We start from the raw sequence: 22,850 nt of genomic DNA, 5'->3' as shown, positions 1-22,850 counted from the left end.
GATATGGCAAGCCAAGCACAAAAACGCCCCGCCCTTCTTCAGGCTCTTATTGTTGGCACCCTGATCATCTGGATCATCGCTGCCGCCTTCCCGTTTTTCTGGACGCTCTGGGGATCGTTCAAGGTCGAGGGGGATTTTTTCTCTCTGGCCGACTGGACCAACGTCCTGACCGGGGATCTGACCACCCGTGAAACCGGCGGTGCCTTTACCACCCAAGGCTATTCCGGCGCATGGGTGCAGGAAGAGTTCTGGCGCGCGGCGTGGAATTCAATGTTGGTGTGCCTGTTTGTGGTGACCATTTCCCTGACGCTGGGCACATTGGGCGGCTACGCGCTGGCCCGCTCGACCTATCGCTACGCATTCTGGTTCCTGCTCATCGCGCTGATCTTCCGCGCCATGCCGCCGATCACGCTGGTGTCGGGCTACCTGCCGGTGTTCTTTGAATGGAATATCTGGGGGCACCTGCCCACGGCGGTCATTGTGCTGGTGGCGATCAACCAACCCTTTACACTGTGGATGCTGCATTCGTTCTTCAAAAACATCCCACAGGATCTTGACGAAAGCGCAATGGTCGACGGCTGCACCCGGTTTCAGGCGTTCCGCCATGTCATAATCCCGGTCATGTGGCCCGGTGTGATCACCACGGGGCTGTTCAGCTTCCTGCTTGCCTATAACGACTTTGCCGTTACAGCGATGATCCTCGACAAGCAAAACCAGACAATGATCCCCAAGATCGCGTCCTTCCTCGGCACCACCCAGACCAAGGGCAACGTCATGTTTGCCGTTGCTGCCGTGGTATCGACCACAGCGCCTTTGTTCCTGCTCATCATGTTCTTCCAGCGCCAGATTGTCTCCGGTCTGACTGCGGGTGCCGTGAAAGGCTGATCGCACCCGGCCTTCTGTGGTTCAAAAATATCTCGGGGGAGTCGCCATTTGGTGACGCGGGCAGAGCCCCCATCTTTCCGTCACCGGAAGGTCGAGGATGCGCCACCGCATCCTTAGCGCCTCAATTCAACGTCACCAGCTTGCCAGGGTTCATGATGTTGCCCGGATCGACCGCTTTCTTGAGCACCCCCATCAACGCATAAGCCGCGCCGTGTTCCTGAGCCAGGTACTTGCGCTTGCCCAAACCGATCCCGTGCTCACCGCTGACCGTGCCGCCAAACTCCAGCGCCAGCATATTCACCTTGTTGGCCAGTGCCCCCGCACGCGCCATTTCATCCGTACTGTCGGGGTCCACAAGGATCAGCAGATGGAAATTTCCATCTCCGACATGACCCACAAGCGGCGCCATAAGGCCGGAGTCTGCAATAAGCTCTTTGGTGCGCGCGATACATTCGGCCAGCGCCGAGATCGGCACGCAGCAATCCGTGACCACGCCCTCTGTCCCTTGGCGCAGGGCCTTGCCCGCGTAATACGCCTCGTGCCGGGCCTTCCACAGTCGGTTGCGGTCTTCGGTCTTGGTAGCCCACGCAAAATCGGACCCGCCATGATCCTCCACCAAAGACGCGAGACTTTCGACCTGTTCGGCGACACCTGCCTCTGTCCCATGGAACTCCAGAAACAGATGCGGCGTTTCGGGCAAAGTCATATCCGGGTTGTAGATGTTCATACCGCGCATCTGCACTTCGTCCAGCAGTTCAATCCGCGCCAGAGGAAGGCCCATCTGGATGGCAAGGATCACTGTCTCAACCGCCGAGGCGATATCCGGAAAGGCACAGGTCGCCGCCGCGATATGTTCAGGCTGGCCATGTAGCTTGACCGTCAACTTCGTGATGATCCCAAGCGTGCCTTCGGAACCGATGAAAAGATGCGTCAGATCGTACCCGGTCGAAGATTTCCGTGCACGGCTGCCGGTGTGAATGATCTGGCCATCTGGCAACACCACTTCGAGCGCCAGCACATTGTCTGCCATGGTGCCATAGCGCACCGTATTGGTGCCCGATGCGCGGGTCGCAGCCATCCCCCCCAGCGACGCATCCGCGCCGGGATCGACAGTGAACATCAACCCGGACGCCCGCAACGCGTCGTTCAATTGCATCCGGGTCACACCGGGTTCCACCACCGCGTCGAGATCGCTTTGGTTGATCGCAATCACCGCGTTCATGCGGCTGGTGTCCACGCTCACCCCGCCCTGCACGGGCACGATATGCCCCTCGAGCGATGTACCCACGCCATAAGGCACCACCGGGCAGCCATGTTTGGAACAGATACGCAGGATCTGCGACACCTCGTCCGTGGTTTCGGGAAATGCCACCGCATCGGGCAAAACCGGCGGAGTGTAGGCCTCGTCATGGCTATGCTGGTCAAGGATCGACGCCCCCGTCGACAGACGATCTCCCAAAAGGGCCTGTAGTTCGGTAACAGTTGCTTGGATATCGACGTTGGGCATGGCGGCCTCCCCTGTTCTGGCGTCACGCTACTGCGAAGCGCAGGCCGGGGAAAGCCCGGTCAAAGCGCCAAGGGTGCGATCAATTCGGGTCCCGCCGCACGGTTGGAATTGACCGTAGGATCGACACGGTAGAAATCCATCGCATCCTCGGGCGCGGCTGTCATCAGGGTGGCGGCACCGTGCCCCGCCTCCCCCAGCCACAGCGGCCAATCTTCGCGGCGCAGGGTCACGGGCTGGCGGTGATGCACCGCAGACATTTTGGTATTTGCCGCCGTCGTGACAATCGCACAGGTCCGATGCGCCACGCCGTCTCGTTCCCAATCCTGCCAGACCCCGGCAAAAACCAAGAGGTCAGAGGCCGTCGGATGAATATACCACGGCAGGCGATGGCTGCTGTCGTCCTTGGTCCATTCGTAAAACCCCGTGGCCGGGATCAGACACCGCCGCGCGCGACAAGCCGCCCGGAACGCGGGCTTTTCCGCAATCGTCTCTGCCCGCGCGTTGATCAGCAGAGGCCCGGCATTTTCAGCCGTGTACCAATGCGGCAGAAACCCCCATCGCATCGCCACCAACCTGCGCTGTCCCTCGGCAGTGTGAACGACATGCACCAGATTGGTCGGGCAGATGTTGTAATTGGGCACCTCGGGCAATGCGTTTGACGGCACCGCGTCAAACAGCTGCGCCATCGCATCCGAAGGCAGGGTCAGGGCAAAGCGTCCACACATAGCGTAGGTGCAGGCCGGGAAGATACGCCCGGCCTGCACATCATCTTACGGATTAACGGTGATCCGGCCATCTGTGTACGGCTGATAGGGCGCGTTGGCGGCAAGGTAGTCCGCCGTCACGTCCGCAAGGTCTGGGCCAAAGTCGTAGGCGTTCATGGCACCTCGGAACATGGCATAGCCGTCACCTCCATTGCGCACAAAGTTGTTGGACACAGCGCTATAGACACGCTCCATGTCCAGTGGCTCGCCGTTCACGGTCACATCCGACACCCGGCTGCCCGGCTCTGCGCTCAGGGTTGCGGTAAAGGCCATACCTGCGATTTGCGGGAACCGGCCTGCCCCGTCCTCAACCTGGCTCACCCCGTTTTCAAGCGCAGCCATCAGTTGCGCACCGGTCACCTGAAAGGTGGACAGCGTGTTCTGGAAGGGCAGCACCGTAAGCACTTCGCCCATGGACACTTCGCCCGAATCAATGGACGCCCGAAGACCGCCGCCGTTCTGAATGGCGATTTCAACGCCCTGATCCTTCACCCGGTCCAGCATGGCGTCCGCCACAAGGTTGCCCATCGGACATTCCACAGCGCGGCAGACCGAACGGTCGCCTTCGATCACATCGGCGGCTTCGGCAACGATCCGGGTTTTCATTTCTTCAATCGGCGCACCAAGCTCGGCAACACGCGCAACGATGGCTTCATCTTCGGCCACTGACGCATCAAGCAAGATCGTGTCGCCTGCTGCATAGGTCACAACGCCAGCATCGTCGAAATTCAGCTCAAGATGGCCCACATATTTGGAAAACGCCCCCGCCTGCACCACCGGAACAAGGTTGTCGCCCTGGCTGACCATCGTTGGATACGGCCCTGCCCGATCTGGGTCGGACGATGACAGGAAAGTGTGGCTGTGCCCCCCGATCACCGCATCGATGCCCGGCACTTCCGCTGCGATGCGCTGGTCAAGGTTGTAACCGACATGGGTGATCGCAATGATCTTGTCTACGCCTTCGGCCTGCAAGGCGGCCACATCTTCCTTGAGCGAGTCGATCTCGTCCTTGAACATCACGGCTTCGGACGGCGAGGACAATTCCTTTGTGTCCGTCGCAAGCGCCGAGACGATGCCGATGCGCTCGCCGCCCCGTTCAAGGATCAGCGTGTCGCCAATCTTGCCCGCCAGCTCAGTCGATCCGCTGACGTCAAGATTGCCCGACACAACCGGGAAGGTCACGGTTTCAGCCAGATTGGCCAACGCGCCGTCACCAAGGTTGAATTCGTGGTTGCCCACGGACATTACGTCAAAGCCGATTTCGTTCATCATCTCGGCAGCAACTGCGCCACTGTAGGTCATAAAGAACAGCGACCCTTGGAACTGGTCCCCCGCATCGACGACCAGAAAATTCTCGCCCTCCAATTCGGTGCGAAGCTGATCGATCATCGTCTTGACACGCGCGACACCGCCAAAGCATTCACCCGCCGCATTGTCTTCGGCAGAGCAGGTTGAATTGAACCGACTGATCGGCTCGATTCGGCTGTGCAGATCGTTGATATGAACAATGTGGAGCGTGTAATCCGCCTGTGCCACCCCAGCGCTGAGCGCCAAGGCAGCAGCGCTTGTAAGAAGTCGGTAAGACATGTGAGTCCTCTCTGTCGGGTTGTTATGACGCAATCGTGCATCGCTCTGCGAAGGGAGTCAAAACTTACGCAAGGGACACAGGCGCAAAAGCGTGTACGACGCGTGTTCAACAGGCAGATGACACTGCTTGACCTCACGACGCGCACGCGGCACATCCAAAGCATGATTTACAAACTTCTCCGCTCCGATGAATGGGCTGCGTTGCAGGCGCAGGGTGAAACCGCTGGTGCACCGATTGATGTGGCAGACGGCTATGTGCATTTCTCAACCGCCGAACAGGTCCGCGAAACGGCTGCGAAACATTTCGCCGGCACAGACGGGCTGATGCTGCTGGCCTTTGACGACACCACCCTGCCCGGCGATCTGCGGTGGGAGCCGTCGCGCGGCGGCGCGCTCTTCCCGCATCTCTACGGCCCCTTGCGTCTGGCTGATATGGTGTGGTCCGAACCCCTTCCACGCGCCGACACTGGCCATATCTTCCCAGAGGATCTGGCATGAGCGTCCTGGAAAAGGCCGGGCTGCGCGTTCTGCATCGGTTTGATCCGGAAACCGCCCATGGTCTGGCCCTGCGCGCCCTGCAATTGGGGCTGACCCCGACCACCGGCACCGTGACCAGCGCGCGCCTGCGCACCACTCTGGCTGGTCTGACCCTGCCCAATCCTGTGGGCCTTGCCGCCGGATTTGACAAGAACGCAACCGCCCTGCGCGCCCTGTCGAGGGCCGGATTCGGCTTTCTCGAAGTGGGGGCGGCCACCCCGCGCCCACAACCGGGCAACCCCAAGCCGCGCCTGTTTCGCCTGACCGAAGACCGCGCCGTCATCAACCGCTTTGGCTTCAACAATGACGGCATGGACGCCATCGCGGCCCGTCTCAAGGACCGCCCGCGCGACGCGATCATCGGCCTGAACCTTGGCGCAAACAAAGACAGCGACAACCGCGCTGGCGATTTTGCCACCGTGCTTGCAACTTGTGCTGCGGACCTCGATTTCGCCACGGTGAATGTCAGCTCGCCCAACACCGAAAAGCTGCGCGACCTGCAAGGCAAAGACGCGCTGGCCGCATTGCTGGACGGTGTGATGCAGACGCGCACCGCGCTGGCGCGCCCAATCCCGATCTTTCTCAAGATCGCCCCCGACCTGACTGACGCGGAAATTGCCGATGTGGCCGAGGTCGCGCTGGCCTCTGGCATCGACGGGTTGATCGCCACCAACACAACGCTGGACCGGGACGGCCTCATCTCTGGCCATCGCGCCGAAAAAGGCGGACTGTCAGGCCATCCGTTGTTCGAAAAATCCACCCGCGTTCTGGCGCAGCTCTACCACGCCACCCAAGGCCGCGTGCCGATCATCGGCGTGGGAGGCATTTCAACCGCAGAAGACGCCTATACCAAGATCAAAGCGGGGGCCTCTGCCGTGCAGCTTTATAGCGCGCTGGTCTATCAAGGCCTTGGCCTGATCCCGGACATTGCCCATGGGCTTGATGCGCTGCTCAAACGCGACGGCCACGCAAACGTCTCTGAGGCTGTCGGCACCGCCACCTGACCCCACATCTTCTCTGGTTCAAAAATATCCCGGGGTCTGGGGCAGCGCCCCAGTATTTTCCGTCCACGGAGAATACTGGACGCGGTGACGCGTCCGCTAGCGCATCACCGGCACACGGGTCGCCTGAACGAAATCGCGGATCAGCGTTGCATCCTTGATCCCCGGTGCCACCTCCACCCCGGATGACACATCCACTTGCTGCGTCCCGGTCAACGCAATCGCATCGGCCACATTGTCCGGCGTCAACCCACCGGCAAGCATCCACGGCACCGACCACCGACGGGCCGAAATCAAACGCCAGTCAAACGACACACCATTGCCGCCCGGCAACGTCGCAGTCTTGGGGGGCTTGGCATCGACAAGAAGCTGATCCGCAACTTCGGAATAGAGGTCCAAAGCCGCCACATCCTCGGCGTCTGCAACACCAACCGCTTTCATCACCGGCAAACCGTAACGTGCACGCACATCCGCAACCCGCTCGGGCGGCTCGTCCCCGTGCAATTGCAAGATATCCAACGGCACCGCAGAGGTGATCGCATCCAACATCGCGTTGTCGGCATTCACCACCAGCGCCACCTTTGCCACGCCAACCGGCACATCAACCGCCAGGTCGCGTGCGGCTTCGATCGACACATTGCGCGGGCTTTTGGGAAAAAACACGAACCCCGCATAGGCTGCGCCAGCCTCTGCCACTGCAAAAACGTCTTCGGGCCGGGTCAGCCCGCAGATTTTGACGCGAATTCCGGGGTTCATGAAACTGACCTAGCTGGCCTCGTCCAGAAGCGCGAGGATTTCGTCCTTGTCCTTGTCACGCTCTGCCTTGGTACGGCGCAGTTCGCGCTCAAGCTTTTTGACCTCGGCCCCGCGCTGGGACGCCGCCGCACGATGCTTGTGCTCGCGCAGCCATTCCCAAACGAAGCCAATCAACAAACCCGCCACGATGCTGCCGAAAATGACAATGAACAGCGGCAATTCGATGGATTGGTTCATACCAACCAGATCGGCCATGTCCGATGGCAAAAGCTGCAACATCACCGCGCCACGATTGGCAAGCGCCACCGACACCAGCACGATGGCCAGCGCCGCAAGAAATACATAACGAATGTAGCGCATCAGAGTTTACTTCCCGTTTAGCCTGTCACGAAGCAATTTGCCGGTCTTGAAGAACGGCACATGCTTTTCTTCCACTTCAACCGCCTCGCCGGTGCGCGGATTGCGCCCAACGCGCGAGTCGCGTTTCTTGACCGAGAACGCGCCGAAGCCGCGCAATTCCACCCGGTCACCACGCGCCATGGCATCAATGATTTCTTCGAAAATCGTATTCACGATGCGTTCAACATCGCGTTGATACAAATGCGGGTTATCGTCAGCAATTTTTTGGATCAATTCAGACCGTATCATAGTCTCGCGTCCCCCTAGTCGCGCGCTTTGTCCGCGCTCGCGCATGATCCGAGTATACGCAGGACAAAGCCATACGGAAACCTTGGCGATTGCCTGAAAGGCAGAAAGTTCAGGCAAATTAAGCGGTTCAGAGGCGCTCGCAGCAAAAAAATGCCGCTTTGCCACCCCCCGAACCGGTTTGCGCCACCCAAACGGTGCCCTGCGATTCGGGGGAATAGTCCGATTTACAGGTGTGTCTGTGCGCAGGCCCCACCCCGACTAAAGGGGGAGGGCAGCAGTCAGGCGCGGCCCCATCAGCCACATTTGCTGTAGCCACATGACCCACAGGTCATACAGCCTTCGACCATGCGCATGTCATACTGACCGCAGGACGAACAGGCCTTGCCGCGCGGCGTATCAAGGTTGACCACCTGTGCCTGCGGATCGGATTTGAGGCCCATACCTTCGCCCGCCAGAAACCCGATGGCGATCAGGTGCTGTTCGATCACGCCGCCGATTGCCGCAAGGATTGACGGGATATACTTGCCGTTCACCCAGGCACCGCCGCGCGGATCGAACACCGCCTTGAGCTCTTCCACCACGAAAGACACATCGCCGCCACGCCGGAACACTGCCGAGATCATCCGCGTCAGTGCCACGGTCCAGGCGAAATGCTCCATGTTCTTGGAGTTGATGAACACCTCGAACGGGCGACGATGACCGCCGACAATGATGTCGTTGATCGTCAGGTAAATCGCATGTTCACTATCCGGCCATTTCAGCTTGTAAGTCGCGCCTTCGAGCGCCTTGGGGCGGTCGAGCGGTTCGGACATGTAGATCACGTCACCATGCGGCTGGTGCGGTTCGTCATCCGATACGGCCACGACTTCGGGCGCATCCGATTTCTTCTCCTCCGACACACTCAACACTGAACCCGTCACATCATTCGGACGATAGGTCGTACATCCCTTACACCCGGTCTCGAACGCCTCCATGTAGACGTCCTTGAACGCCTCGAAGTCGATATCCTCGGGGCAGTTGATCGTCTTGGAGATCGACGAATCCACCCATTTCTGCGCCGCCGCCTGCATCTTCACATGCTCCAGCGGGGCCAGCGTCTGGGCGTTCACGAAATACTCCGGCAACTCCCGGTCGCCGAACTTGTCGCGCCACATCTGCACCGCGTAATCAATCACCTCTTCCTCGGTGCGGGTGCCGTCCTTTTGCAAAACCTTGCGCGTATAGGCATAGGCAAAGACCGGCTCGATCCCCGATGACACGTTCCCGGCATAAAGCGAGATCGTCCCGGTGGGCGCAATCGACGTGAGCAGCGCATTGCGAATACCGTGTTTGCGGATCGCGTCGCACACATCATCGTCCATCACCTGCATCGTGCCCGACGCAAGATACTTATCCGCATCAAACAACGGAAATGCGCCCTTTTCCTTGGCCAGATCGACCGACGCGAGATACGCAGCGCGGGCAATCGCGTGCAACCAGCGCTCGGTCTGTGCCGCCGCCTCGTCTGATCCATAGCGCAGACCCAGCATCAGCAGCGCATCGGCAAGCCCGGTCACACCAAGGCCGATCCGTCGCTTGGCCCGCGCCTCGTCGCGCTGCGCCTCCAGCGGAAAGCGCGAGGCGTCAACCACGTTGTCCATCATCCGCACAGCCGTGGCGACCAGCTCGGTCAACGCCTCACCATCCAGCGCTGCGGCGTCCTCGAACGGGTCGGTGACCAGCCGGGCAAGGTTGATCGACCCAAGCAAACACGCGCCATAAGGCGGCAAGGGCTGTTCGCCGCAAGGGTTCGTCGCCGCGATCGTCTCGACATAGCTCAGGTTGTTGGCGTTGTTGATGCGGTCGATAAAGATCACACCGGGTTCGGCATACTCGTATGTCGCCTTCATGATCCGGTTCCACAGATCGCGCGCCTGCACCGTGCGGTAAACCTTGCCGTCAAACACAAGATCCCACGATCCGTCCGCCTTGACCTGCGCCATGAAATCATCCGTCACCAGCACGGACAGGTTGAACATGCGCAGTCGGGCCGCGTCAGATTTTGCGCCGATGAAATCCTCGATATCCGGATGGTCACAGCGCATCGTCGCCATCATTGCCCCGCGCCGCGATCCTGCCGACATGATCGTGCGGCACATCGCGTCCCAGACGTCCATGAAGGACAAGGGGCCAGAGGCATCCGCCGCCACGCCTTTGACTGCCGCGCCCTTGGGCCGGATGGTGCTGAAGTCATAGCCGATCCCGCCACCCTGCTGCATGGTGAGGGCGGCCTCTTTTAGCATCTCGAAAATACCGCCCATGCTGTCGGGAACGGTGCCCATGACAAAGCAATTGAACAGCGTGACAGACCGCGCCGTACCCGCCCCGGCGGTGATCCGGCCTGCCGGGAGGTATTTGAAATCCTCAAGCGCGGTGTAGAACCGATCTTCCCAGACTTTCGGCTCTGCTTCGACCTCGGCCAAAGCCCGCGCGATCCTACGCCACGTATCCTCGACCGTGTGGTCCAGAGCGGTGCCATCCGCCTCTTTCAGGCGGTATTTCATATCCCAGATTTGTTCGGCAATCGGGGCGGTAAAGCGTGACATGGCGGCGATTCCTCTTTTGCGGCAGGCTGGTATGATAGCCTGAAAACTGACAAATCCACAACTTCTAGATTGCTTTGGTAAAAAACCTACCACATCCTGCGCCCTTTGTGGAAAACCCTGTGGATAAGTCCGTAAAGCCCGTGGCACCGAATCCCGGTTATTTTGGCCAATTCGAGGATAAGAGTTGTAATCTTACGGGATCACCCCCATATCAGCCGTGCAAAGATTCTTCCGATGACCTTCTGTTTCCTAACGGCCTCAGGCGATCCTACGACGACACTGAGCCGGGTCACCGCATGTAGCGGGTGGCAACTAAATTAGGAGACAACACGATGGCAAATGGCACCGTGAAATGGTTCAACGGCCAAAAAGGCTTTGGTTTTATCGCACCCGAGTCCGGCTCCAAGGACATTTTCGTTCACATTTCCGCGCTTGAGCGCGCCGGTCTGCACCAGCTCGAAGATGGTCAGGCTGTGACTTTCGACATCGAAGCAGGCCGTGACGGCCGCGAAAGCGCGACAAATCTTGCGCTGGCATAAGCCTCAGCAAGATTGAAGACCAGAGCGGGGGCAGCTTCACGGCTGCGCCCGCTTTTTTTATGCGAATTTTCATCCTCGCATCGGTGCACCGCAGGACTTTATGCGGATCGCCTCCAGCCCGACACCATTGTCCTCCAAGGAGATCGAAAAATGGCAAAGCTGACCAAAGACACGCTCTTCAAACCATCGGCGCCCCGCGCGGAAACGGTCATGGACAAGACAACGCGCGTTGTGCGCGACATCCTTGAGACCGAAACCGAAAAGCGCGAAGCCAAGACCCTGCGCCTGCGCAAAACGCGGCTCGAACGCGAAGCCGCCTCGCCCAAAGCGGACGCTGCCACCAAACCCAAGACCCGCGCGCGCAAAACGCCTGACTGACCAGCCGCGCGGGACGGCCCATCGCACCCGCCCCGCTTGAACCCGGCCCGCTGCCCGCTATGATCACACCCGCAGGGGGCAGACAAAATGACCGGAACGATCCATATAGTTAAACTCTCCGTCGGCTCTGACAGCGTGGAGCAGATAGAGGCGTGGCAGCAGCACCGCTCAGAACAGCGGGCAAATGGCCGATATTACCATGTCACCCGCATGTGGCCCAAACGCGAGGCAGAACTGCTCAACGGCGGGTCAATCTACTGGGTGATCAAAGGCATGCTGCAAGCCCGTCAGCGGATCATTGGCCTGGAGGAAGTCGTCGGCGTGGATGGTATCCGCCGATGCGGCATCGTTCTTGAACCAGAGATCATCCGAACGGCGACCGCGCCAAAGCGCCCGTTTCAGGGCTGGCGCTATCTCAAACCCGAAGATGCGCCGCCCGATCTTGGCCATTCGCGTCAGGATGACGATGCCCTGCCCCCCGAACTTGCCGGGGCGCTGGCCGATATCGGCGTGCTCTGACCCGACCGCACAGGCGGCCTGCACCACTGCACAAAGCATTTCCCGCGCCGACCACCTATGTTTACAGTCGACACGCAAACAGGACACACAACATGACCGACAGCTATACGCCTCCCAAGGTCTGGATTTGGGATTCCGAGAACGGCGGCAAATTCGCCAGCACCAACCGCCCCATTGCCGGGGCAACCCATGACAAAGAGCTTCCGGTCGGCGAACACCCGTTCCAGCTTTACAGCCTGGCGACCCCGAACGGTCAAAAGGTCACCATCCTGCTCGAAGAGCTGCTGGCCGCCGGTCACGCCGGTGCGGAATACGATGCATGGCTGATCAAGATCGGCGATGGCGACCAGTTCGGATCAGATTTTGTCGACATCAACCCGAACTCCAAGATCCCGGCCTTGATGGACCGGTCCGGCGATATGCCCATCCGCGTCTTCGAATCCGCTGCGATCCTGATGCACTTGGCCGAGAAATTCGACGCCTTCCTTGGCGCGCCGGAAAACCGGGCCGAAATGCTCAGCTGGCTGTTCTGGCAGATGGGCAGCGCGCCCTATCTGGGCGGTGGCTTTGGCCATTTCTACGCCTATGCGCCCGAACCCATGGAATACCCGATCAACCGATTTGCGATGGAAACCAAGCGCCAACTAGACGTGCTGGACCGGCAATTGGCCGAGCGTGATTTCATCAGCGGCCCCGACTACACCATCGCCGACATGGCGATCTGGCCATGGTATGGCGGGCTGGTTCTTGGCCGTCTCTACAATGCGGCGGAATTTCTTGACGTCGCAAGTTACACTCATGTCATGCGGTGGGCCAAAGCCATCGACGCCCGCACCCCGGTGCAGCGTGGACGGATCGTAAACCGCGCCTTTGGCGACCCAAGCGAGCAGCTTCACGAACGCCATGACGCGTCGGATTTCGACACCAAGACACAAGACAAAATCGCTGCCGCAGACTAACTGTACCGCGCCATAACTGCCCCGTGCGCCACCCCGATCCGGGAAAGGCGCACGGGCGTATTGTCTCGGTGCTGCCGGGACTTACCTCTGCCCCATGACAGACGAAATAGACCCCCGCAGCCGCGCCGTCCCCACCGGGCGCACCACCCGTGCCTTGCGAATGGGCGGCTTGGCAAGCGGTCTGCTTGGCTCTGCCGCTGCGGCCGGGGCAAAGCACTTGCTTCAGGGTCGCAAGCCCAGCCCGCGCGAGATGTTCCTGACCCCCGCAAACGCCCATCGCCTGACGCGGGAATTGTCCCAGATGCGCGGCGCGGCAATGAAAATGGGCCAGCTTTTGTCGCTCGAAGCGGGCGATCTTCTGACACCGGAACTGGCCGCTGTGCTGCGCCCCTTGCAGGCGCAGGCGCACACCATGCCACCTGCCCAACTCAAGCACGTGCTGACCGCCGCGTGGGGCCCGGATTTTACCAAACGGTTCAAAAAATTCGACGTCCGCCCCATCGCCGCCGCCTCCATCGGTCAGGTCCATCGCGCACAAACCCGTGACGGGCGCGATCTGGCGATCAAGGTGCAATATCCCGGTATCCGCGACAGCATCGACAGCGACCTGCGCAACCTAGCCAGCCTGATGCGCCTGTCCGGCATGATGCCCAAGGGGCTGGATCTCAAACCGCTGCTCGAGGACGCGCGCCAGCAATTGCATGAAGAAGCCGATTACGACCAAGAGGCGCGCAGCCTTGTGGCCTTCAGCGCGCTTTTGCAAAACGATCCCGATTTCATCGTCCCCGCCTTCCACCAAGACTTGTCCAGCCGCGATATCCTTGCAATGGATTTCGTCCCGTCTGAACCGATCGACACGTTGGAACACGCGGATCAGGCCACACGCGATGATATGGCCGAGCGTCTCATCGCCCTGATGATGCGCGAAGTGTTCGCGTTTCACCTTGTCCAATCCGACCCCAACTTTGCCAATTTCCGCTGGCAACCCGAGACTGGCAAACTGGTCTTGCTGGATTTCGGCGCAACCCGCAGCCTGACGCCAGACCTCGTGGCCCGCGCAAAGGCAATCTTGCAACCGTCGCTCGACAATGATCTGCCCGCAATCGCCACCGCCTTGCACGCGCTTGGATTGCTGGCCGATGCCCTGCCCGAAACAACGCGGGCCGAGATCCTGAGCATGGTCGACATGGCCAACGCGCCGATGCTTGATCCGGGCGGGTTCGATTTTGGCGACACGTCGCTTGTGTCCGATCTGCGCGACCGGGGCATGGCCTTGGGCCGTGACCGGTCAATCCAGCACATCCCCCCAACCGAGGTCTTGTACCTTCAACGCAAGGCGGCTGGGCTGTTCCTTCTGGCAACCCGGTTGCGGGCCAAAGTCACGTTAAGGGATCTGTTCAACCGTCATGTCTAGCGCGCCAGAACACGACGTCGCGTTTTCGCACATCCTTTCGAAGATGTGCCCCCGCTACACCCCCAAAGTGTCGATCAAGGCGCGCAACACGGTCCGATCCTCGTCCGATTTCTCGGCCACACGGCTGCGGAACAGCGTTGCCTGACTCTCAAGGATCGGTGGTTCGTTCAAGATTTTCAAGTGGTTCGCGCGCAGCGTCTCTCCGGTTGAGGTGATGTCGGCAATCGCCTCTGCGGTCAGGTTCTTGACTGTGCCTTCAGTCGCGCCCTGGCTGTCCACCAGTTGGTAATCCGCCACACCGCCGCGCCGCAAGTAGTCGCGCACCAGACGGTGATACTTGGTTGCGATCCGCATGCGAAACCCGTGCCGCGCCCGGAATGCCGCTGCCGCACCGTCCAGATCGTCCAGCGTGTCCACATCGACCCAGCAATGCGGCACCGCCACGATCAGGTTCGCCTGGCCAAAGCCCAACGCGGCCAGCGGTTCAACCTTCTGGTCCCATTGCACAAGCTTTTCCTGCACCAGATCATTGCCTGTCACGCCCAGATGGATGCGGCCCGTCGCCAATTCGCGCGGGATTTCCCCCGCCGACAGCAGCACCAGGTCCACCCCTGCGACGCCATCCACCGCACCTGCATATTCCCGTTCCGATCCCGTTCGCGTCAGCGTCACACCGCGCGCACCGAACCAGTCAAAGGTCTTTTCCATCAGCCGCCCCTTGGACGGCACACCCAGCTTGATCGTCATGCCAGCCCCCCAAGATCGACCACCAGATCAGGCCGGATCACGCCGCCGACTGCCGGAATTGCGCGCCCTTGCCCCAATCGCCGGGTCAGCGCGTCATAGCGCCCGCCCGTCGCCACCGGGGGCAAATCGGGGCGTGCTTCGGAATAGAACCCAAAGACAAACCCGTCATAATATTCCATAGAGGTGCGGCCAAAGGATGCCTCGAACGGCAGGGTCGCAACGTCGACACCGCGCTGCGTCATCGCTTCGCAGCGTGCCTCAAACCGGTCGAGTGCAGGGACGATGCTTGGCAGGTCCACCGCAATATCGCGCAAATGCTCCAGCGCGTTGGGGCAGGTTTCCGACACCGACAACACCGCCGAGATCAGCGCAACCTCGTCCTCAGACATCGGGGCTGCGGCGGCATCGGCACGCAACGCCTCGATGCGGGTGGTGATTTCACGGGCGCTGCGCAGCCCGATCATCACACCCGCCGCGTCCAAAGGCGCATCTGCTGCCAAAAGCGCCCCGCGCGAGGCGGGCACCGCTGTCAGGCCCGCGAACCGTTTTACCAATGCGGTGAACCGCGCAGGTCGCCAGATGTGCCGCATCAGCGCTGCACGACGGTCTTCGGTCACGCCAAGCCCGGCGACCATGGCGATCAGGATGCCGATATCGCCCGTTGCCGCGCGCAGACCCATCGGGGCCAGAAGATCGGAAAACCGTCCAAACACCTGCGCATCTGCACGGGCCGGATCGGTGTCGCCAAACTGTTCGTAACCGACCTGCATATATTCGCTGCGGCGTTCAGGGTGGTCTTCCTGTTTGCGGAACACCTCTCCGAAATAGGTATAGCTGGCGGGCGCATCGCCGCCCTCCATATGGAACTGCACCACCGGCACGGTAAAATCCGGGCGCAGCATCATCTCGCCCTTTTCGGGGTCCGACGTGACATAGGCACGGGCACGGATATCTTCGCCGTACAGGTCCAAAAGCACCTCGGCCGGCAGCAGAATATCGGTCTCGAACCGCGTGGCCCCTTCGGCAATGAAGCCATCGCAGATCGCCTCGGCGGTGATCCGGGCGCGGGACTTGTCAGGCAGGCTATGCGACATCACGAATAGCTTTCGAGGATCTCGCGCACTTTGGCGACCAGATTGGCGCGCGGCACTTCAAACTGATTGGGTCGATCCTGCCATTCCTCAAGGCTGGCACTTTGGGCGATCTCGGCCCCAAGGATCAGGTCCTTGATCTGCACCACGCCTTTGGCGTTTTCATCCCCGCCTTCGATCACCGCAACCGGCGCATTGCGCTTGTCGGCATATTTGAGCTGGTTGCCGAAGTTCTTGGGGTTGCCAAGATAAACCTCGGCCCGGATGCCTGCATTGCGCAGCTCGGCCACCATCGCCTGATAGTCACCCATTCGGTCGCGGTCCATGACAGTGACCACGACAGGGCCAGCGCTTTCGCTGCCGATCCGGCCCTTTTCGCGCAGGGCGGCGAGAAGCCGATCCACGCCAATGCTGACACCCGTGGCAGGGACAGTCTGACCGGTAAAGCGTTTGACAAGATCGTCATACCGCCCGCCGCCCGCAACCGACCCGAACTGCCGCTTGCGACCCTTTTCGTCAAGGATTTCAAAGGTAAGTTCCGCCTCGAACACGGGGCCGGTGTAATAGCCAAGGCCGCGCACGACCGAGGGATCAATGACGATCCGATCCGGACCATAGCCGCCAGCAGCCAACAGATCAGCGATCTGTTCAAGCTCTGCCACACCTTCCGCGCCAATGGCACTGTCACCAACAGCCACCTTCAAATTGCCAAGCGTTTGCGCGGCAGTGTCGCCCTTGGAGGTTAAGAAGCCGATAACAGGTTCGACCTGTTCATCGGCAAGGTTAACACCGTCGATATAGGCCCCCGACGCATCCAGCCGCCCCTTGCCCAGCAACTCGCGCACGCCCATTTCGCCGACCTTGTCGAACTTGTCGATGGTGCGCAGGACCGCGTCGCGTTGCGCGTCTTCATTCAGGCCCATCGTCTCCAACACGCCGTTCAAAACCTTGCGGTTGTTCACCCGGACAATATAGTCACCGCGCGGAATGCCCACAACTTCAAGACAATCAGCCAGCATCGCGCAAATCTCAGCATCGGCGGCAACGGTGCCTGCCCCAACTGTATCTGCATCACATTGATAAAACTGGCGATATCGCCCCGGCCCCGGCTTTTCGTTGCGCCACACCGGACCCATCGCATAGCGCCTGTAGGGCAGCGGCAGGTCATTGCGGTGCTGTGCGTAAACGCGGGCCAAAGGCGCGGTCAGATCATAGCGCAAGGCCAGCCAGTCGCCATCATCCTCTTCCTGCCAGGCGAACACGCCTTCGTTCGGGCGGTCCACATCGGGAAGAAACTTGCCCAGCGCGTCAACGGTTTCGACGGCGGCACTTTCCAGCGCGTCAAAGCCGTAGCGATGATAAACCCCGGCGATCTTGCTCAGCATTTCGGCGCGTTCGGTCACGTCGGAGCCGAAATAGTCGCGGAACCCCTTGGGCGTCTGCGCCTTGGGCTTGGGGAGTTTTTTCTCTTTGGCCATGGTCATTTCCCGCTTGGGCTTGGGTGTTGCGCCTCCTCTAGCCGCTGGGGGCCAGCGGGGCAAGCAGCGGCGCTGTTTCAGGCCTGCGCAGATGGTGAACAAAAGGTTAAAAGGTCCGCATCGGACCCAATGTTTCGCGCGCGAAACAATAGGGGTGCGGTGCTGACCTATTCCCTCTTGCCATTGGCGATGGGCATGCGCATGTCTGGGCTATGGATATCACCGCCCTTGAAGAACGGATCGCACACCTGATGCGGATCACCGACGACCTGTCCGACACCGTGGCCCAACAAGCCAAGGAGGTCGACCGCCTGACCGCGCGGGTCGAGATGTTGCTGATGCGCGAAGCCGAACGCGAGTCCGAAGGAACAGGTGGCATCGTCCTTGGGGATGAGCGCCCCCCGCATTACTAGGCGCACAGTCGTTTTGCCAAAAACGAAACGTTTTCCGTGACCGGAAAACCCTCCCGGCCTCAGTTCCCGCGAATGTCCGTTTCGACAACAGCGCCATCGTGCAACAGGATGGTCTTCCATATCGGGTTCGATCCGAACCGTTCATAAACGCTGACAAACACCGTGTCCCGCGCCAGACGCGACATGGATGACCCGCACGGCGCGCCGCGCCCGACACGGCAGACGGTTGCCTTGACCTTTTCGTAGGCCGCGTCGGTTGCGGAATAAGGCTGAACCTTTGAGGGCAAGCCGTAGCGCAGACGCTCGTGGGTTTCCGGGCTGCCGAACAAGGCCATCGCCGCTGTGAACTGGCGCGCGCATCCGTCGTCAAATCCTGTCACATAAAAGGTGTGCGGCGCGGTGCTGCCGGGTTCGGTGTCATAAAGCGTATAGACGCTGCGGGATTCGGGGTAGCGGTCCACGCGTTGGCCCAACTCGCGCACAGGCACATCACACACCCGCGCCAGCGTGCCATAGGGCAAAACCGTACCCATCGACACGATCTCGTAATCCGGATCACCGGACTTGGGGCCGCTGGCAGGACGGTTGCCGCCAAAGAGGCCACGTGCCGGCGCATCGTTTTGGGTTTGCGGCGGGATGGCGGCGATGTCTGTGGTGTTTGGTGCTTGCGGGTCTTGCGCGTCAAGGGCAGCGCGGCTGAGAAAGCCCAGAAGCCCCCGGCGCGGTTCTGCGGTCGGTACTGACATGTCGGCGTCTGCTTCTGAGACAAGCGCTGTCGCTGTGGGGGCAATTTCTTCGTCAGGGCTGACGGCCTCGGCAGTCTCTGCATTGTCGTCAGGACCGGCAGCGGGCGGCGCGGGATCAGCAGGCGCGGGTCTGCTCAGGAACCGGCCCAACAGTCCACGCCTTGCGGGCTCTGGCGCAGGTGCAAGTGCCACATCAGCAGCCTCATCCGCGTCGGAATCGGACCGGATCGCTGCAAGAATGTCGCTGTTGCTGATATCGGTGTCGGACAGGCGCGGAACAGTGGCCAAAGGATCAGAGGCACAGCCTGCCAGAAAGAATGCGGTACAGATGACCGCAGCGAAACATCTCATGGAATCCCTCACCCTCGCGCTCTGCACCCTAGCGGGCGTCCAAAGGGCCGTCCAGCCGCAGCCCCTTGGTGGCCCTACAGCTCTTCGACATCCAAGACACCGCCCAGCGATTTGATCGCGCCCTTGATCTCGGGGGTTACCGGAAATTCCTGGGCCAAGGCCACGTCCACCTCTCCGGGCAGGCCGGGGGCGTTGAGGCAACAGATGCGAATGGGGCCTTTGCCCGCCTTTGGCAACTGATCCGCCGCGCGGGTCAGCACCGACGCGACATGGGCCACCACATCCGGCTCGTCGACAAAGATCCGCAGCCCCATGCTGATGGCTTCGGCCACCGCGGTATCGACGGGCGCGACGGAGCGGCCCAGAAGCTTGAGCTGATCGGATTCGAGCGTCGCCTCGACCGTCACCATCACCTTTGACCCGGTTTCAAGATGATCGCGCGCGGCCTCAAGCGTGTCCGAGAACAGCGTCACCTCATAGGCCCCTGTCGGATCACTGAGCTGGGCAAAGGCAAAGCGGTTGCCGCGCGCAGATTTGCGTTCCTGCCGCCCGGCCACAACCCCGGCCATCTTGGCCACACATGGCCCGTTTTGCGCCTTGGCCAGAACCTCGTCCAGCGTCAGCGTGCCTTTGCGCTTGAGCGCGGCCATGTAATCATCCAGCGGGTGACCCGAGAGATAGAACCCGACCGCCTTGAACTCCTCGGACAGGCGCTCTGCCGGCAACCAGTCTGACACCGGAGACAAGCGCGGTTCCGGCAGATCGTCGCCCGCTTCGCCGAACAGCGACACTTGCGCCGAGCTGCGTTGGTCGTGGATCGCAGCGGAATAGGCGACGAGCGCATCAAGGCTTTCGAACACCCTGCGGCGGTTGCGGTCAAGCTGGTCAAACGCCCCCGAGCGGGCAAGCATTTCCAGCGGGCGCTTGCCCACACGTTTCAGATCAACCCGGCGGGCCACGTCGAAAAGGTTAACAAATGGTTTATCGGCCCGCGCCTCTACGATCAGCTTCATCGCCTCAACGCCGACGTTCTTCAACGCGCCCAGCGCATAGACCAGCGCGCCATCCTGCACGTCGAACATCGCCTGAGACCGGTTCACACATGGTGGCACCCAAGGCAGGCTGAGACCCTTTTTCACCTCTTCGAAATAGGTAGCCAGCTTGTCGGTCAGGTGGAGGTCGCAATTCATCACCCCGGCCATGAATTCAACCGGGTGGTTCGCCTTGAGCCATGCGGTCTGATAACTGACCACGGCATAGGCGGCGGCGTGGGATTTGTTGAAACCGTAGTTGGCGAACTTTTCAAGGAGGTCAAAAACCTCGCTCGCCTTTTTGGCGGCAACCCCGTTTTCGGCCGCACCCTTTTCGAATTTGGGGCGTTCGGCGTCCATCGCCTCTTTGATCTTTTTGCCCATCGCGCGGCGCAGCAGGTCGGCACCGCCAAGGCTGTAGCCCGCCATGACCTGCGCGATCTGCATCACCTGTTCCTGGTAGACGATGATGCCTTGGGTTTCCTCAAGGATATGGTCGATCAACGGGTGAACGGATTCCCGGTCCTTGAGCCCGTTCTTCACCTCGCAATAGGTCGGGATGTTTTCCATCGGGCCGGGACGGTAGAGCGCGACCAGCGCCACGATGTCTTCGATACAGGTGGGCTTCATGCGCTTGAGCGCATCCATCATCCCCGAGCTTTCCACCTGAAACACCGCGACCGTTTTGGCAGCAGCGTAGAGTTTATAGGTGCGCTCATCGTCCAGCGGGATGTGGCCGATGTCGTTTTGCGCACCCTCGGCAGGGTGATAAAGCTCTGTGCCATCCGCCGCGATGTGCAGCGGGCGGCCAGATTTGAAGACCATGTCCAACGCGTATTGGATCACCGTCAGGGTTTTCAGGCCCAGAAAGTCGAATTTGACCAGACCGGCCTGTTCCACCCATTTCATATTGAACTGGGTCGCGGGCATGTCCGAGCGCGGATCTTGGTAGAGCGGCACCAACGCGTCCAGCGGCCGGTCACCGATCACCACACCGGCGGCGTGGGTGGACGCATTGCGCAACAGGCCTTCGACCTGCTGCCCATAGGTCAAAAGCCGGTCCACGACTTCTTCCTCGCGGGCCATTTCGCGCAGGCGGGGTTCGTCCTTGAGCGCCTTTTCGATGCTGACGGGTTTGACGCCTTCAACCGGGATCATCTTGGACAGGCGATCCACCTGCCCGTACGGCATCTGCAACACGCGGCCCACGTCGCGCACCGCCGCCTTGGACAAGAGCGCGCCGAAGGTGATGATCTGGCCCACCTTGTCGGTGCCGTACTTGTCCTGAACGTAGCGGATCACTTCTTCGCGGCGGTCCATGCAGAAGTCGATGTCGAAGTCGGGCATCGACACACGTTCGGGATTGAGGAAGCGTTCAAACAGAAGCTGATAGCGCAGCGGATCAAGGTCGGTGATGGTCAGCGCGTAGGCCACCAGAGACCCCGCCCCAGAGCCCCGCCCCGGCCCAACCGGGATATGCTGATCCTTGGCCCATTTGATGAAGTCCGCAACAATGAGGAAGTAACCGGGAAAGCCCATGCCTTCGATGATGCCCAGTTCGAATTCGAGCCGCTTTTCATACTCCTCGACCGAAGCTGCGTGCGGGATGACGGCAAGCCGGTCCTTGAGACCCGCCCGCGCCTGACGCTTGAGTTCCTCGACCTCGTCATCGGCGAATTTCGGCAGAATGGGATCGCGGCGGTAGGCCATGAAGGCACAGCGGCGGGCGATCTCGATGGTGTTGTCAATCGCTTCGGGCAGGTCGGCGAACAGCGTGACCATCTCTTGCGGTGACTTGAAGTAATGCTGCGGTGTCAGGCGTCGGCGCGGTTCCTGTTGGTCGACATAGGCCCCGTCGGCGATACAGATCAGCGCGTCATGTGCCTCGTACATGTCCGACTTCGGGAAATAGACATCGTTGGTCGCCACCAGCGGCAGGCCCATCGCATAGGCCATTTCGATGAACGGGCGTTCGGTGAGACGTTCGACCTCGGGCAAGCCATTGTCGCCGGGATGGCGTTGCAATTCGACATAAAGCCGGTCACCAAAGGTGGTCGCAAGGCGCTGCATGATCGCTTCGGCGGCACCGCGATTGCCCTGTTGCAGGATGCGCCCGATGGCCCCGTCCGGCCCGCCGGTAAGGCAGATCACACCTTCGCTGTGCTGGTCCAGCTCGTCCAGCGTGACATGGGGCAATTCCCCGTCATGGCGCAGGTAAAGGCAGGAATTGAGCTTCATCAGATGCGCGTAGCCGACCTCGGATTGCGCAAGCAGCACCACGGGCGCGGGCGGTTTGGCCCGTTCACCGGGCGCCGGTGCAGCGACGCGCAGATCGACCTGACAGCCAATGATCGGCTGCACCCCGGCCCCCGCCGCCCCGACCGAGAATTCCAGCGCGGCGAACAGGTTGTTGGTGTCGGTCAAGGCCACCGCCGGCATGCCTTTGGCGATGCAGAGATCCGGCAGTTTCTTGAGCCGCATCGCGCCTTCGAGCAGCGAATATTCGGAGTGGACGCGGAGGTGGATGAATCGGGGATCTGGCATGGCGCTACATTAGTGATCGGCTGGCACAAGCGAAAGCGCCTTGCCGCCCTTCCGCCACAATTTCTTGCCATCAGGCACATCACAGAACCGAGAAAAGGACCTCTCATGCCAGATTGGGGCCTCCACGCCATGTGCGCTGTGGGTGCAATTTTCATGCTGGGCCGACCGGCGATCATGTTTTTTTTCCCCGACAGCAGTGCAGCCTGCTGGCTGGAAGAGACGTTTCCTGAAACCTTTGACGGCGACGGCGATTGTGGGGACGGCGGCGACGGCGGGGACTGAGCAATGGCGTTCCTGTGCGGGCTGGTGGGCTACGCAGGCTTACGACGCGGGTGAGCCGTCAAAGCAGCCCATAGCACGGCGCTGACCT

Annotated in this window: 22 protein-coding genes; 10 read left to right on the top strand and 12 right to left on the bottom strand. The window is 60.8% G+C overall.

All coding sequences use genetic code 11. The annotated features are described in order from the left end of the window. Positions 1-3 precede the first annotated feature (3 nt). Positions 4-885 (top strand): carbohydrate ABC transporter permease, encoded by an 882-nt coding sequence (locus ACSHXH_RS01995; RefSeq protein ID WP_435670071.1) that lies wholly within the window; start codon positions 4-6, stop codon positions 883-885. A 121-nt stretch (positions 886-1,006) separates the two neighbouring features. On the opposite strand, the gene ACSHXH_RS01990 is transcribed toward ACSHXH_RS01995, so the two are convergent. From ACSHXH_RS01990 to ACSHXH_RS01980, 3 genes are read right to left on the bottom strand one after another with little or no spacing between them, the layout of a single operon-like run. Further along, complete coding sequence (locus ACSHXH_RS01990) at positions 1,007-2,392, bottom strand: FAD-binding oxidoreductase (RefSeq protein ID WP_435670070.1); 1,386 nt, start codon at positions 2,390-2,392, stop codon at positions 1,007-1,009. Between the two features lie 59 nt (positions 2,393-2,451). Beyond that, complete coding sequence (locus tag ACSHXH_RS01985) at positions 2,452-3,117, bottom strand: SOS response-associated peptidase (RefSeq protein WP_435670069.1); 666 nt, start codon at positions 3,115-3,117, stop codon at positions 2,452-2,454. Between the two features lie 45 nt (positions 3,118-3,162). Then, a complete protein-coding gene (locus ACSHXH_RS01980) occupies positions 3,163-4,743 on the bottom strand; it encodes a bifunctional metallophosphatase/5'-nucleotidase (RefSeq protein ID WP_435670068.1) in 1,581 nt (526 codons plus the stop codon). Positions 4,744-4,860: 117 nt separating this feature from the next. Between ACSHXH_RS01980 and ACSHXH_RS01975 the strand changes: the two genes are divergently transcribed. Continuing rightward, entirely contained in the window at positions 4,861-5,241 is a 381-nt protein-coding gene (locus ACSHXH_RS01975) for a DUF952 domain-containing protein (RefSeq protein WP_435670067.1), read from the top strand. Continuing rightward, a complete protein-coding gene (locus tag ACSHXH_RS01970; protein WP_435670066.1) occupies positions 5,238-6,284 on the top strand; it encodes a quinone-dependent dihydroorotate dehydrogenase in 1,047 nt (348 codons plus the stop codon). The genes ACSHXH_RS01975 and ACSHXH_RS01970 overlap by 4 nt, the downstream gene beginning before the upstream one ends. A gap of 96 nt (positions 6,285-6,380) precedes the next feature. On the opposite strand, the gene ACSHXH_RS01965 is transcribed toward ACSHXH_RS01970, so the two are convergent. The 4 genes from ACSHXH_RS01965 to ACSHXH_RS01950 form a co-directional block, all read right to left on the bottom strand. Beyond that, positions 6,381-7,037, bottom strand: coding sequence for a phosphoribosylanthranilate isomerase (locus ACSHXH_RS01965; protein WP_435670065.1), 657 nt, complete (start codon positions 7,035-7,037; stop codon positions 6,381-6,383). Positions 7,038-7,046: 9 nt separating this feature from the next. Then, positions 7,047-7,397 (bottom strand): lipopolysaccharide assembly protein LapA domain-containing protein, encoded by a 351-nt coding sequence (locus tag ACSHXH_RS01960; RefSeq protein WP_435670064.1) that lies wholly within the window; start codon positions 7,395-7,397, stop codon positions 7,047-7,049. Between the two features lie 6 nt (positions 7,398-7,403). Next, complete coding sequence (gene ihfB / locus ACSHXH_RS01955) at positions 7,404-7,685, bottom strand: integration host factor subunit beta (RefSeq protein ID WP_435670181.1); 282 nt, start codon at positions 7,683-7,685, stop codon at positions 7,404-7,406. A 293-nt stretch (positions 7,686-7,978) separates the two neighbouring features. Continuing rightward, positions 7,979-10,270 (bottom strand): adenosylcobalamin-dependent ribonucleoside-diphosphate reductase, encoded by a 2,292-nt coding sequence (locus ACSHXH_RS01950; protein ID WP_435670063.1) that lies wholly within the window; start codon positions 10,268-10,270, stop codon positions 7,979-7,981. Positions 10,271-10,602: 332 nt separating this feature from the next. Between ACSHXH_RS01950 and ACSHXH_RS01945 the strand changes: the two genes are divergently transcribed. The 5 genes from ACSHXH_RS01945 to ACSHXH_RS01925 all read left to right on the top strand — a co-directional run bounded on the left by ACSHXH_RS01945 (position 10,603) and on the right by ACSHXH_RS01925 (position 14,079). Next, positions 10,603-10,809, top strand: a complete 207-nt coding sequence (locus tag ACSHXH_RS01945) for a cold-shock protein (RefSeq protein ID WP_435670062.1) — start codon at positions 10,603-10,605, stop codon at positions 10,807-10,809. A 150-nt stretch (positions 10,810-10,959) separates the two neighbouring features. Further along, positions 10,960-11,187, top strand: a complete 228-nt coding sequence (locus ACSHXH_RS01940) for a hypothetical protein (RefSeq protein ID WP_435670061.1) — start codon at positions 10,960-10,962, stop codon at positions 11,185-11,187. A gap of 87 nt (positions 11,188-11,274) precedes the next feature. After that, complete coding sequence (locus ACSHXH_RS01935; protein WP_435670060.1) at positions 11,275-11,706, top strand: DUF1489 family protein; 432 nt, start codon at positions 11,275-11,277, stop codon at positions 11,704-11,706. A 92-nt stretch (positions 11,707-11,798) separates the two neighbouring features. Then, positions 11,799-12,665, top strand: a complete 867-nt coding sequence (gene yghU / locus ACSHXH_RS01930) for a glutathione-dependent disulfide-bond oxidoreductase (protein ID WP_435670059.1) — start codon at positions 11,799-11,801, stop codon at positions 12,663-12,665. A 94-nt stretch (positions 12,666-12,759) separates the two neighbouring features. Continuing rightward, positions 12,760-14,079 (top strand): ABC1 kinase family protein, encoded by a 1,320-nt coding sequence (locus ACSHXH_RS01925; RefSeq protein ID WP_435670058.1) that lies wholly within the window; start codon positions 12,760-12,762, stop codon positions 14,077-14,079. A gap of 54 nt (positions 14,080-14,133) precedes the next feature. On the opposite strand, the gene hisG is transcribed toward ACSHXH_RS01925, so the two are convergent. The 3 genes from hisG to hisS are packed head-to-tail and all read right to left on the bottom strand — an operon-like array spanning position 14,134 to position 17,395. After that, positions 14,134-14,826 carry an ATP phosphoribosyltransferase gene (hisG, locus tag ACSHXH_RS01920; RefSeq protein WP_435670057.1) on the bottom strand — a complete coding sequence of 231 codons (693 nt, stop codon included), beginning with the start codon at positions 14,824-14,826 and terminating at the stop codon, positions 14,134-14,136. Next, positions 14,823-15,920, bottom strand: a complete 1,098-nt coding sequence (locus tag ACSHXH_RS01915) for an ATP phosphoribosyltransferase regulatory subunit (RefSeq protein WP_435670056.1) — start codon at positions 15,918-15,920, stop codon at positions 14,823-14,825. Before ACSHXH_RS01915 ends, hisG begins: the two co-directional genes overlap by 4 nt. Next, complete coding sequence (gene hisS / locus ACSHXH_RS01910; RefSeq protein ID WP_435670055.1) at positions 15,920-17,395, bottom strand: histidine--tRNA ligase; 1,476 nt, start codon at positions 17,393-17,395, stop codon at positions 15,920-15,922. Before hisS ends, ACSHXH_RS01915 begins: the two co-directional genes overlap by 1 nt. 212 nt (positions 17,396-17,607) lie before the next feature. Between hisS and ACSHXH_RS01905 the strand changes: the two genes are divergently transcribed. Then, positions 17,608-17,808 (top strand): SlyX family protein, encoded by a 201-nt coding sequence (locus ACSHXH_RS01905; RefSeq protein WP_435670054.1) that lies wholly within the window; start codon positions 17,608-17,610, stop codon positions 17,806-17,808. Between the two features lie 59 nt (positions 17,809-17,867). Here the strand turns inward: ACSHXH_RS01905 and ACSHXH_RS01900 are convergent, their stop codons facing one another. Then, positions 17,868-18,905 (bottom strand): hypothetical protein, encoded by a 1,038-nt coding sequence (locus ACSHXH_RS01900; RefSeq protein ID WP_435670053.1) that lies wholly within the window; start codon positions 18,903-18,905, stop codon positions 17,868-17,870. Positions 18,906-18,979: 74 nt separating this feature from the next. After that, on the bottom strand, positions 18,980-22,480 hold the full coding sequence (gene dnaE, locus ACSHXH_RS01895) for a DNA polymerase III subunit alpha (protein ID WP_435670052.1): 3,501 nt from the start codon (positions 22,478-22,480) through the stop codon (positions 18,980-18,982). A 105-nt stretch (positions 22,481-22,585) separates the two neighbouring features. Here dnaE and ACSHXH_RS01890 point away from each other — a divergent pair, with 105 nt between their 5' ends. Next, positions 22,586-22,762 (top strand): hypothetical protein, encoded by a 177-nt coding sequence (locus ACSHXH_RS01890; RefSeq protein ID WP_435670051.1) that lies wholly within the window; start codon positions 22,586-22,588, stop codon positions 22,760-22,762. Positions 22,763-22,850: the final 88 nt, after the last annotated feature.

The organism is Marivita sp., from assembly GCF_051251565.1.
GTDB lineage: Bacteria > Pseudomonadota > Alphaproteobacteria > Rhodobacterales > Rhodobacteraceae > Marivita.
Note: the sequence above shows the minus strand (reverse complement) of the source record. Positions and strands in the feature narration are given on the sequence as shown.

Excerpts from the sequence above, each read along its gene's own strand:
- ACSHXH_RS01995 (WP_435670071.1), top strand. The coding sequence starts at position 4 with ATGGCAAGCCAAGCACAAAAACGCCCCGCCCTTCTTCAGGCTCTTATT.
- ACSHXH_RS01990 (WP_435670070.1), bottom strand. The coding sequence starts at position 2,392 with ATGCCCAACGTCGATATCCAAGCAACTGTTACCGAACTACAGGCCCTT.
- ACSHXH_RS01985 (WP_435670069.1), bottom strand. The coding sequence starts at position 3,117 with ATGTGTGGACGCTTTGCCCTGACCCTGCCTTCGGATGCGATGGCGCAG.
- ACSHXH_RS01980 (WP_435670068.1), bottom strand. The coding sequence starts at position 4,743 with ATGTCTTACCGACTTCTTACAAGCGCTGCTGCCTTGGCGCTCAGCGCT.
- ACSHXH_RS01975 (WP_435670067.1), top strand. The coding sequence starts at position 4,861 with ATGACACTGCTTGACCTCACGACGCGCACGCGGCACATCCAAAGCATG.
- ACSHXH_RS01970 (WP_435670066.1), top strand. The coding sequence starts at position 5,238 with ATGAGCGTCCTGGAAAAGGCCGGGCTGCGCGTTCTGCATCGGTTTGAT.
- ACSHXH_RS01965 (WP_435670065.1), bottom strand. The coding sequence starts at position 7,037 with ATGAACCCCGGAATTCGCGTCAAAATCTGCGGGCTGACCCGGCCCGAA.
- ACSHXH_RS01960 (WP_435670064.1), bottom strand. The coding sequence starts at position 7,397 with ATGCGCTACATTCGTTATGTATTTCTTGCGGCGCTGGCCATCGTGCTG.
- ihfB (WP_435670181.1), bottom strand. The coding sequence starts at position 7,685 with ATGATACGGTCTGAATTGATCCAAAAAATTGCTGACGATAACCCGCAT.
- ACSHXH_RS01950 (WP_435670063.1), bottom strand. The coding sequence starts at position 10,270 with ATGTCACGCTTTACCGCCCCGATTGCCGAACAAATCTGGGATATGAAA.
- ACSHXH_RS01945 (WP_435670062.1), top strand. The coding sequence starts at position 10,603 with ATGGCAAATGGCACCGTGAAATGGTTCAACGGCCAAAAAGGCTTTGGT.
- ACSHXH_RS01940 (WP_435670061.1), top strand. The coding sequence starts at position 10,960 with ATGGCAAAGCTGACCAAAGACACGCTCTTCAAACCATCGGCGCCCCGC.
- ACSHXH_RS01935 (WP_435670060.1), top strand. The coding sequence starts at position 11,275 with ATGACCGGAACGATCCATATAGTTAAACTCTCCGTCGGCTCTGACAGC.
- yghU (WP_435670059.1), top strand. The coding sequence starts at position 11,799 with ATGACCGACAGCTATACGCCTCCCAAGGTCTGGATTTGGGATTCCGAG.
- ACSHXH_RS01925 (WP_435670058.1), top strand. The coding sequence starts at position 12,760 with ATGACAGACGAAATAGACCCCCGCAGCCGCGCCGTCCCCACCGGGCGC.
- hisG (WP_435670057.1), bottom strand. The coding sequence starts at position 14,826 with ATGACGATCAAGCTGGGTGTGCCGTCCAAGGGGCGGCTGATGGAAAAG.
- ACSHXH_RS01915 (WP_435670056.1), bottom strand. The coding sequence starts at position 15,920 with ATGTCGCATAGCCTGCCTGACAAGTCCCGCGCCCGGATCACCGCCGAG.
- hisS (WP_435670055.1), bottom strand. The coding sequence starts at position 17,395 with ATGGCCAAAGAGAAAAAACTCCCCAAGCCCAAGGCGCAGACGCCCAAG.
- ACSHXH_RS01905 (WP_435670054.1), top strand. The coding sequence starts at position 17,608 with ATGGATATCACCGCCCTTGAAGAACGGATCGCACACCTGATGCGGATC.
- ACSHXH_RS01900 (WP_435670053.1), bottom strand. The coding sequence starts at position 18,905 with ATGAGATGTTTCGCTGCGGTCATCTGTACCGCATTCTTTCTGGCAGGC.
- dnaE (WP_435670052.1), bottom strand. The coding sequence starts at position 22,480 with ATGCCAGATCCCCGATTCATCCACCTCCGCGTCCACTCCGAATATTCG.
- ACSHXH_RS01890 (WP_435670051.1), top strand. The coding sequence starts at position 22,586 with ATGCCAGATTGGGGCCTCCACGCCATGTGCGCTGTGGGTGCAATTTTC.